The 9561-nt window shown below is 40.3% G+C and carries 10 protein-coding genes and 1 pseudogene; 4 read left to right on the top strand and 7 right to left on the bottom strand.

From position 1 onward, the window contains the following. Positions 1–8: 8 nt before the first annotated feature. A complete protein-coding gene (locus V7659_RS11805; RefSeq protein WP_335540182.1) occupies positions 9–1259 on the top strand; it encodes an FAD-dependent oxidoreductase in 1251 nt (416 codons plus the stop codon). 37 nt (positions 1260–1296) lie between these two features. Here V7659_RS11805 and V7659_RS11800 read toward each other — a convergent pair whose 3' ends face one another. Next, positions 1297–2277: a 2-hydroxyacid dehydrogenase family protein gene (locus tag V7659_RS11800; RefSeq protein WP_335540181.1), complete on the bottom strand. Its 981-nt coding sequence runs from the start codon at positions 2275–2277 to the stop codon at positions 1297–1299. 228 nt (positions 2278–2505) lie between these two features. Here V7659_RS11800 and V7659_RS11795 point away from each other — a divergent pair, with 228 nt between their 5' ends. Further along, positions 2506–2598: a YjcZ family sporulation protein gene (locus V7659_RS11795; protein ID WP_335540180.1), complete on the top strand. Its 93-nt coding sequence runs from the start codon at positions 2506–2508 to the stop codon at positions 2596–2598. 71 nt (positions 2599–2669) lie between these two features. On the opposite strand, the gene V7659_RS11790 is transcribed toward V7659_RS11795, so the two are convergent. From V7659_RS11790 to V7659_RS11780, 3 genes are all read right to left on the bottom strand, one after another. After that, positions 2670–3074, bottom strand: a complete 405-nt coding sequence (locus V7659_RS11790) for a disulfide oxidoreductase (RefSeq protein WP_335540179.1) — start codon at positions 3072–3074, stop codon at positions 2670–2672. A gap of 2 nt (positions 3075–3076) precedes the next feature. Beyond that, positions 3077–3781: a DsbA family protein gene (locus V7659_RS11785; RefSeq protein ID WP_335540178.1), complete on the bottom strand. Its 705-nt coding sequence runs from the start codon at positions 3779–3781 to the stop codon at positions 3077–3079. 83 nt (positions 3782–3864) lie between these two features. Beyond that, entirely contained in the window at positions 3865–4698 is an 834-nt protein-coding gene (locus V7659_RS11780) for an AraC family transcriptional regulator (RefSeq protein ID WP_335540177.1), read from the bottom strand. A 130-nt stretch (positions 4699–4828) separates the two neighbouring features. On the opposite strand from V7659_RS11780, the gene V7659_RS11775 reads away from it, so the two are divergent. Together V7659_RS11775 and V7659_RS11770 are read left to right on the top strand one after the other, a co-directional pair. Beyond that, on the top strand, positions 4829–5917 hold the full coding sequence (locus tag V7659_RS11775) for a Gfo/Idh/MocA family protein (RefSeq protein WP_335540176.1): 1089 nt from the start codon (positions 4829–4831) through the stop codon (positions 5915–5917). Further along, on the top strand, positions 5914–6708 hold the full coding sequence (locus V7659_RS11770) for a sugar phosphate isomerase/epimerase family protein (protein WP_335540175.1): 795 nt from the start codon (positions 5914–5916) through the stop codon (positions 6706–6708). The genes V7659_RS11775 and V7659_RS11770 overlap by 4 nt, the downstream gene beginning before the upstream one ends. A gap of 55 nt (positions 6709–6763) precedes the next feature. Here V7659_RS11770 and nagA read toward each other — a convergent pair whose 3' ends face one another. The 3 genes and pseudogenes from nagA to V7659_RS11755 all read right to left on the bottom strand — a co-directional run. Further along, positions 6764–7918 carry an N-acetylglucosamine-6-phosphate deacetylase gene (gene nagA, locus V7659_RS11765; protein WP_335540174.1) on the bottom strand — a complete coding sequence of 385 codons (1155 nt, stop codon included), beginning with the start codon at positions 7916–7918 and terminating at the stop codon, positions 6764–6766. A 14-nt stretch (positions 7919–7932) separates the two neighbouring features. Then, positions 7933–9036, bottom strand: a complete 1104-nt coding sequence (locus tag V7659_RS11760; protein ID WP_335540173.1) for a GNAT family N-acetyltransferase — start codon at positions 9034–9036, stop codon at positions 7933–7935. Positions 9037–9056: 20 nt separating this feature from the next. After that, positions 9057–9561 (bottom strand): annotated as a pseudogene (locus tag V7659_RS11755) (hypothetical protein); the annotation flags it as partial.

The raw sequence follows: 9561 nt of genomic DNA, 5'->3' as shown, positions 1-9561 counted from the left end.
AACCTGAAGTGATCGTTTATAGCAGTTCCGGCTGTCCCTATTGTGAAAAAGTAAAATCATTCTTAAAAGAACGCCACATTGATTTCGAAGAGCGGAATGCTTCCATACATAAGGAATATTTTGATCAATTAAAGGAACGGAAAATTTATGGAACACCAGCAACGCTTATTAATGGAAAGCTGGTCCTTGGCTTCCAAGAGAAAAAATTAAATAAATTACTTGGGCTATCAGAAGACCAAGTCCCCGTGGTGAGCTCTGCAAATGCTGAAACTAGCGACGCAAATGCTGATACTATTTTTCAAGCAGTCAATGAAAATGTTCTTGAAGAAGTCTATGATTTTGTTACCATCGGCGGTGGTCCCGCCGGAGCATCTGCAGCTGTATATGCAGCCCGAGGGAAATTAAAAACACTCGTGATTGATAAAGCTCCAAAAGCTGGCACCCTTGCGATCACACATAAAATCGCGAACTACCCAGGTGTACGCGAAGAAGTTACCGGGCTTGAACTGTTAACTAGAATGCAGGCACAAGCGAAGGATTTTGGAGCAGAATTTGTTCGTTCAACTGTCCTATCGGTTGATTTTTCAGATGAAATCAAAATGATAGAATTGGCCGAAGGTACCATTAAAGCTAAAAGTGTCTTTATTGCTGTAGGAGCAAAAGCGCCTTCCGGTAAGATTAAAGGGGAAGAAGAATACACAGGACGTGGTGTTAGCTATTGTTCAACCTGTGATGCAGCCTTTTATCAAGACAGAGCGGTCGCTGTTGTTGGTGATAATGATGAAGCCATCCACGAGGCAGAAACATTGGCCAAGTATTGTAAAACAGTAAAGTTGTTAATTCCAACTGAATTAAAGGGCGATGTAGATCTTTCTGTATTAGAAAATAACTCAAATGTAGAAATTTATAAACGTCATCGTGTAAGAGAAATTATTGGGACAGATAGTGTGGAGCAAATTGTTGTGCTTACCGATAAAAAGGAAGAGCAAATATGGGATGTGGATGGAATTTTCTTATATCTCGGTGGAATGATGCCAGGAACTGACTTCTTAAAAGGAGCAGTGATCCGCGACGAAGAAGGATATGTCATGGTAGATGAGTACCTTCGCACAAATGTTGACGGCGTCTTTGCAGGCGGCGATGCCAGAAGAACACCGATTAAACAAGCGGTTATTTCAGCAGCTGACGGTGCGATTGCAGCTTTAAGTGCCGAGCAGCATGTCAACAAACGGTCAAAACTCCGCCCACAGTATTCATAAAAAAGACGGCAGCTGCCGTCTTTTTTTGCCAATCATTTTAAACGAGGATTGTTTCTTTAACCCCATTAATCACATACGACGGTGCTTCACCGTTTAACACCTTAACGATGTTTCCCGCTGCCATAATCGCCATGGCATCGCGTGCTTCATAAGTAGCATTCCCGATATGTGGAGTTAATACAACGTTTTTCAGCTTTTTCAAACCGTCACTAATTTCAGGCTCGAATTCAAATACATCAATTCCTGCTCCCTCAATCTGTTTCTCTCCTAAGGCCTTGATCAAGGCCGCCTCGTCAACGATTGGTCCACGGGCACAGTTAATTATATAGGCGGTTGATTTCATCATTTCAAACTGCTTTGTACTGAACATATGTTTCAGCGTTGGATTATAAGAACAATTTATTGTAATAAAATCTGATTCTGCAACTAACTTATCAAACGATACATAGGTCACGTTTAGTGCCTGTTCAACTTCTTGGCTTTTTCGATTCGGACCCGTATATAGAACTTTCATGTCAAAGGCAGCTGCTCTTTTCGCAACCGCTTGGCCAATTTGTCCAAATCCAATAATACCGATGGTTTTTCCTGTTACTTCCCGGCCTCGAAAATAAAGAGGGGCCCATCCATTAAAACCAAACGTACGACAGACTTCATCCCCTTCAGCTACTCTTCTTGCAGAGGCAAGTAAGAGGGCCATAGTCAAGTCAGCCGTTGCAGCAGTAGACGCTATAGGTGTATTTGTAACTGGTATTTCTTTGGATGCCGCATAATCAAAGTCAATATTATTAAATCCAGCTCCATAGTTTGCTATGATTTTTAGGTTAGGGGCTTGGTCAATTATTTCTTTTGTTACTGGGGTAGATAATAAACTGAGAAGAGCATCCTTATCTTTGATTCGCTCTTTTAATTCTGTATTAGATATCAATTTCTCGCCTGAAAATACTTCAACCTCGTGATTTTCTAACAACATCTCTAACCCCTTTTGCGGGATCTCACCTGCTACTAAAATTTTTGCCATTGCTTAACACCTCTTCTGAATGAAATGACTGCCTTTTCCATTAATCCAAATAACTGTATATTATTATACTATAATAATAAGTTCTATAAAATTAGTTATTTATTAAAATTCTGCAAACGTTTTTTTGAATTATATTAACTTCTTTTTCTATTAGTCAACGTTTGTCCATTTCATCAGAAACGCTTCATGCATACATTGTAATAATTAAGAGGAGGAGGTGATAATTTTATGTCCGATCATCATCGCAATAACAACAGCTTTGCGTTAATCGTTGTGTTGTTTATTTTATTGATCATTGTTGGTGCATCCTTTATGTACTAATTGAGGCTTAGTGCCAACAGAAAAGAGCGGGAAACCTATTGGTTTCACCGCTCTTTTCTATGGTACTATAATTACTTTTTGTCACGAGAGATAATGATTAAGCAGACAGTAATAATCATAAATGCAATGAAAGCTAATAATGGAATAGTAACAAAGCCAAGCCAGTTAATGTAATCCTTTGAGCAGGGCACTCCAGATGTGCACATTTCAAATTGCTGTAAATACGGTATTTTCTGTAATAATGTATGGTATCCAGCGATTAGCAGACCAATGATCGACATCGGCAATGCGTATTTATAGATGCCTTGGTCGTTTCGGTAAACTGCGACTCCAAGGATGATGGCTAGCGGGTACATAAATATCCTTTGGTACCAACAAAGTGTACAAGGAATAAAGTGCATCACCTCACTAAAATAGAGACTGCCTAGTGTGGCAATGATGGCAGTGATCCAGGCGAGAAGTAAGGACTTATTCATGCTTATTCACCCTTTGCAGCTTTTTCAACCATGTCTTTTAAGTCATCAATGGTTTGTCCATCAAACTTTTCCCCATTAACGTAAATGGTTGGGGTTCCTGTAACACCTAGTTTTTCAGCGTAATCCATATCTTTTTGCCAAGCATCATTGGATTTCTTAGCATCGAAATTCTTTACGACCTTGTCAACATCTTCATCGCTAGCCACTTCTTTTAATGTATTAGTCAAAAAATCTTCCGTAAAAAGGTCGATTTTCTCATATTTCGTATCTTCAGGCTGTTTTTTGTAAAGGAGCTCATGGAATTTCCAAAACGTATCATTACCAAGTTCCGCGAATACGGATTCCGCAAATTTTGCTGATCGTTCGGAGTCAACGTTAATGAACGAATCATTCATAAAATAAAACTTTGCTTTGCCGGTATCAACAAGTTCCTTTTGAATAATTGGTACAACATCATTGCCAAAGTTTTTGCAATTCGGACATTTATAATCACCGAATTCAATAATCGAAACGGGAGCTGATTCCTTACCTAAGTATGGCTGATTGCTATAATCAATTTTTGTGGATGTGGTTTTATCTTGTTGTTTGGAATGATTGCCTAAAAAAATGAACCCTAAAATAAAAACGGCAACCAAGCCGATCATCCAAAAAGTAAAAGCAGATGATGATTTTGCTTCTTTTTTCTTATTTTTATTATTATTTGCCATAACTTATCTCCTTTTTCATTTGAACTTTCCTAGTTAGTATAACTATTACTTATCCTTTTGAATAATGCAAATAAAAGGTTTTCTTAAGTGTTAGGCTTCTTACGATACTCTCGTGGAGATAGGCCCGTATAGCTTTTAAATTGCTTGTTAAAGGCACTCAATGACTGAAATCCGCTTGCAAAGGCGAGATCAATCATGCTTTTATTTGTTGAACGAAGCAAATCGCTTGCACTCTGTATCCGCAGCCTGTTGAGGAACTCATTGGGAGTTAGTCCTGTCAACAGGCGGAACTCTTTAAAAAACATTGTTCTTCCCAATCCGACCTGCCATGACAGTTTTTCAATATCTAGAGGCTCATGATAATGATCAAGCATGTACCCCACGGCTTCAACGATTTCAGAAGGAATTAATGTTTGAATATCTGTAGATTGAGATTCTTTCATATACTGATTCACCTGTAACAAAATATCAATAAAATGCATGAATTGTTGAGTTAACCAGGCTTCCTTCCCCTGCTCCTGAGCTTCCACAGCTAAAGTCGCTGCTTTACTTATTGCTTTTGCGAAATTCGTGTTAGCAGGTATTAATGGCTGAACACCTTTTGTCGTATAGAAAGGCTTAATCAGTTGATTTCCATCTGGAATTTTATGTACAGCAGTGGGTGTAAACAGAACGAGAATACATTCGAACGGTTGATTTGGTTTAGAAAAACTCCAATGCGGCTCGAAAGGACGACATAAGAAAACGTCTCCTGGCCGGCCGATGTAGGTATGGTCATTAAACCGATATTCCAGCTCGTTTTTAAGCACAACCCCAATTTCTAAACAAGCATGAACATGTAAATCATGCTCTTCATCTGACCCCCAGACTCGGCAAAATGCAAACGAGCGCTGTAATTGTAAATGTTCGACGTGCATTATTTCACCCCTATTCTATATTAACGAATCTTCCTTTGTACAATTTGATTAGTTTTTATCTTAATTGGAGGAGAATCTATTTTTTGATTTTGTTAGAGTGGAACCATTAATTCTAACTGAGGTGAGCGTTTTGAGATTATATATTATAGGCGCGGGCGTCATCGGTCGTACACATGCAGAAACGGCAAAGAAACTTTCCGAACCGATTAAATTGAGAGTGGCAGATACAAATCCTATCGCATTAGCCGCTTTCTGTGATCAGTTCCCTGAAGCGATTGGTTTTACAAATGTGGAAGAAATGCTTAACTCTGAAGCAGCCGAAAATGATGATATCGTGATTATCAGCACCCCACCATTGGCGCATTTAGACCCAACAAAGTTATCACTCAAGTCTGGACGCCATGTCCTTTGTGAGAAACCACTTGCTATGAATCTATCACAAGCCGAAGAGATGGTTCAGCTCGCAGAAAAACATGATCGGTACTTAGGTTGCTGCAGCGTCCGTTTTAAGGGTATGCCTCACATGGAAGCAATAAAAGATGTTATTCGCTCTGGCTGTCTCGGTGATATTTATCATGTTACATTTGTAAACAAATGGGAACGAAGTCGTTCCGGGATTGAATACCAGCCTGCAAGCCGCTGGTTCCTTGATTCAACACAAAGCGGCGGAGGTGTCCTAATGGATTGGGGGCCATATGACTTTGCCACCTTGAATGACATACTCCATCCGGACGTTATTGAGATAAACTCTGCCTGGGTGGCTAAACCCATAACAGAAATTGATCCCTCCGATACACCATTTGATGTGGAAACACATGTGGGGGCATCTATGACATACATCTGCGATAACCAACCGGTCCATGTTCATTACGAGCGTGCTTCATGTGCTCATAGTGAAGAGTACGTACGGGTAGAAATTGAAGGTACATTAGGCTCTGTTAGATGGACTCCATTTGATTCACGACAGCCTGTCTTCAAACGATACGATAAGCAGGGACAAATTGTTGAAGAACAAGTTGAAACTGGCCCTCGGAGTGAGTTCACCATTTTTGATAACCCTCTACTTCACTTTTATCGGAAAGTGAGAGGACTTGACTCACACGCTAATGTCAATCAACAAGTTCTGAATAACTTTCAATGCATTACAGCTCTATATAATGCCGCGAAAAAAAGCGAAAAACAAACAATTGACCTAGTTCAGAAGGGGGTAATTATTTGAACATCCGCGGATTTTCATCAAATATGTACGGCTGGTCTGAGCGTTGGAAACGAGATGGCAAGACCCCTGAGTGGGATGAGCTATTCCGTGCTTGTGCCGAATCAGGCCTAGATGCTGTAGAAATCGATGCCGATACTGAAAAACTTAAATTAGCACGTTCCTATGGCTTGGCCATCTCAGCTTCTTATATTGGCCTCCCTTTACACGTACCATTTAACACTCTTGATGTGGAGCAATCGATTTTGCCATTCGCAGAACGGTTAGCAGCAGCTGAAGGCTCTGATTTGTTATTAAATGCTGATCCAATCAATTGGAAAAATGTCGTTTCCAAGTCGGAGGATCATTTTAAACAGCAAGGTGAAAACTTATCTCGTATTTCTGAACTTGTTACCCCAATGGGACTAAAAGTTTGCTTGCATAATCATGCCGCTGATAATCACAATGCAACAGGTGACCTTCGATCTGTCGTCCAATATGCAGACACAAGTGTAGGACTTTGCGTTGATACTGGCTGGGCTTTTGTTTCTGGATGCAATCCTATTGAGTGGGTCAATACCTATCCTGATCGGATTAATGCCTTTCATTTACGTAATCAACATGGGGGCATGCCAACCGAAGACCTGCTTGAAGGAGATATTGATTTCTCTTCCCTAATGGCTTCTGCAGCATCAGCTCACTATAACGGTTGGCTGGCACTCGAACTATGGCATCCCGACTGTATTCAGCCTTTCCGGTCGATGGGAGAGGATGTTCAACGTTCGATAAACTATTTACGTAGTTTTACTTCCTAAATAATAGGCATGAATCCAGTTAGGTGGATTCATGCCTATTTGTCGTGAGGAACTCCTAGTCTCGTCTATAGACCAATTTCCCATTTACAATAGTCCATAGCACTTCGAATTGGTCATTCATAAGAACTAAGTCAGCATCTGCCCCGGGTTCTATCCTGCCTTTATTAGGCAGTCCCAGAATATCTGCCGGTGTCTTTGTTGCCATTGTAACAGCATCTTTTAAAGGAATCCCCGATCGAACTGCTTTCCCCAATGCTTGATTCATAGTTACAGTGCTGGATGCAAGTGTTCCATCACTTAATGTAGCAACCCCATGACTTACCCTCACTTCATGCCCTCCGAATAAATAGGTTCCATCCCCCATCCCCATTGCCTGAAGAGCATCTGTAATGAGGACCATATGATCTGGGCCCTTTTCCCGATAAATCAGCCTTACGATAGCTGGGTGAAGATGCACATCATCCACGATAGCTTGAACACTTACCGAGCTATCCTCAAATGCAGCGATGACCACCCCTGGGTCCCGGTGATGAATCGGCCGCATTCCATTAAAACAATGGGTAACATGACTGGCACCACTTTGAAATGCTGCCTTTGCTTCTTCATAGGTTGAGTCAGAATGAGCAATCGCCGCAATGATTCCTTGTACCTTTAAAAAACGGATCATTTCAAGACCGCCCGGCAGCTCAGGTGCGAGTGTCACCATTCGGAGCAGCGAACCAGATGCCTCTAAAATGGTTTTCATTTCATCCAGATCTGGATGCCGTAAATATTGTTCATTCTGCATTCCTTTACGCTTCACATTTAGATAAGGGCCTTCTATATGGAGGCCAACTAACCCCGCCCCAGGTTCTCTGCCGGCTGCCTCTTTTACATTTCCTATCATTTTAAGAAGGTCTTGTAATGAAGATGATACGGATGTTGCTAAGAAAGACGTACATCCAGTTCGAGCACAGGCTCTAGAAACGGCTTCCACACTTTCGATGGTGCCGTCCATCATATCAAAACCATCTGCCCCATGTATATGTACATCAATCATGCCAGGGATCAGCAATTGACCATTTCCCTCGATGGCAGAATCAGTTTTAATATCAAAGGATACATCATCATTATAGATTGATTCTATTTGACCATTCCGAATAAGAATGGTTCTAGGCTTTGGTTTTGCATCGGATACGAAACGAACATTACGGATTAAAATTGTACTCATAATTTCATAACCCCTTATACATAGTTCAGGCCTTTAGAGAATGGAAGTGGTATCGGAAAAATTTCATTTAAATAATCATCTAGATTTGGATCTCCTTGAAGGATTAATTTTTCTAAGGAAACGTTATCTAAGATGATTGACTTTTGATTGAAAATTAGTTTTTTCCTGTTTATATCAAGATCTATTAATTCGATTTTCCTATGCAGGAAAGGTTCGACTTGTTTTAAAAACAAGTCCAGGTTAGTAATTTTAATTGTCCCAGGATATGGAGCGACTGTTTTTTCTAAAGAGATTAATAGTTGGTTAAGCTCTTTTTCATGCACAGGTATTGAACATTTCAGTGATGTTATGTCAATATGGAAGGATTTTGTTAAAATCGATTTAATAGCTTGCGGGTCACCGCCCCATTCAATCACTCGTGCAGGTTGCTTACCTGAACTCGAAGAAGGATTAGGAACTCCCAAAACTACGAATCCCCTCAGTTCATATTCAGTTTCGGCAACCAAAATTTTGTGTTCCATTTTAAAAATACTAGCATATCCTGCTGCCTTATTAAGAATGGAAAAATCATAGATACTTTGTTCAAAATAAACAGGACGAGATTGGAATAATTTTCGTAAATGAAACCAATCAAACGGGGATAATTCCCTGACTGAGCAGCCTTCCTTTTCTAGTAAATCCCCCTTTTTGATTTCATATTTATTTAATTTACCGTAGAAGGAACAACCAGCTTTTATGTATATTGGTAAACTGCCAGAGACAAATAATAGGGAAGCGTCAGTCCTCTGAACATGAGTAAACACCCAATCTAAAAGCATGCTGGCAAATCCCTTTTTACGATGGTCTGGATGAGTACAAACGGCACCAATTGAATAGGCCAGAATCTCTGCAGATTCTAGATGAATAACTGAGGGCACTAACCCAATATAGGAGACTAGTTCATTATTAATGAATACACCATACGATTGATTAAGTTCTGGTGAAAAAAGATGGGGGAAGGCTTTCCCCATCGATTTATGCTCATCGTCACGAAACACTTGGTCCGCTAATCGGATTGCTTGTGCGAACTCGAATTCGGAATTTAGTAATCTTACTTCTATCGTCTTGTTGTTCTCCATTCTATTTTTTTGCCCCTTTATTAGTTATCGTTATGCCCTACCTGCAATCTTACATTTTCTGAGTATCTAATATCTCCAGTTAAGGCTGGTGGTAACCAATGGGCAGATAGCTTTGGCGATGGGGTTAAACCATTCCCAGGCTGTGGGATATCCTTCCATGTCCGTCCTTCTCCATTAAATTGTGGTAACCAAGGAGCAAGTGCTTCAAACATTTCGTCCACCATCCTCCACACTTCTTCCGTGTTACAAACAGCGGCAGTTAGTGGATCATGTAAAATGGCAAGTTTGACAAGTTCACGGTTCCCCGTTAATGCTGCTTCTACAGCCATTTCTTGAACACTAATACTTGCACGACAAGTTGCTGCACATTGCATTGGTAAATCTCCAATGTAAGTTGGAATAATGCCGTTACGATCCACATAACAGGGAATTTCAATGGTACATCCGTTCGGCAAATTCGTAATTAAACCTTTATTTTCAATATTAAAATGCCCACGATATTGACGGCCTGTTTCTAATGCTTCA

Source organism: Neobacillus drentensis (genome assembly GCF_036966985.1).
In the GTDB taxonomy this organism is placed as follows: Bacteria; Bacillota; Bacilli; order Bacillales; family Cytobacillaceae; genus Neobacillus; species Neobacillus drentensis_E.
This window is presented reverse-complemented; position numbering and strand designations above follow the sequence as displayed.

What these genes read in the sequence shown, in the direction of transcription:
- V7659_RS11790 (WP_335540179.1), bottom strand. Translation starts at nt 3,074, where the DNA reads ATGAATAAGTCCTTACTTCTCGCCTGGATCACTGCCATCATTGCCACA.
- V7659_RS11785 (WP_335540178.1), bottom strand. Translation starts at nt 3,781, where the DNA reads ATGGCAAATAATAATAAAAATAAGAAAAAAGAAGCAAAATCATCATCT.
- nagA (WP_335540174.1), bottom strand. Translation starts at nt 7,918, where the DNA reads ATGAGTACAATTTTAATCCGTAATGTTCGTTTCGTATCCGATGCAAAA.
- V7659_RS11760 (WP_335540173.1), bottom strand. Translation starts at nt 9,036, where the DNA reads ATGGAGAACAACAAGACGATAGAAGTAAGATTACTAAATTCCGAATTC.
- V7659_RS11795 (WP_335540180.1), top strand. Translation starts at nt 2,506, where the DNA reads ATGTCCGATCATCATCGCAATAACAACAGCTTTGCGTTAATCGTTGTG.
- V7659_RS11800 (WP_335540181.1), bottom strand. Translation starts at nt 2,277, where the DNA reads ATGGCAAAAATTTTAGTAGCAGGTGAGATCCCGCAAAAGGGGTTAGAG.
- V7659_RS11780 (WP_335540177.1), bottom strand. Translation starts at nt 4,698, where the DNA reads ATGCACGTCGAACATTTACAATTACAGCGCTCGTTTGCATTTTGCCGA.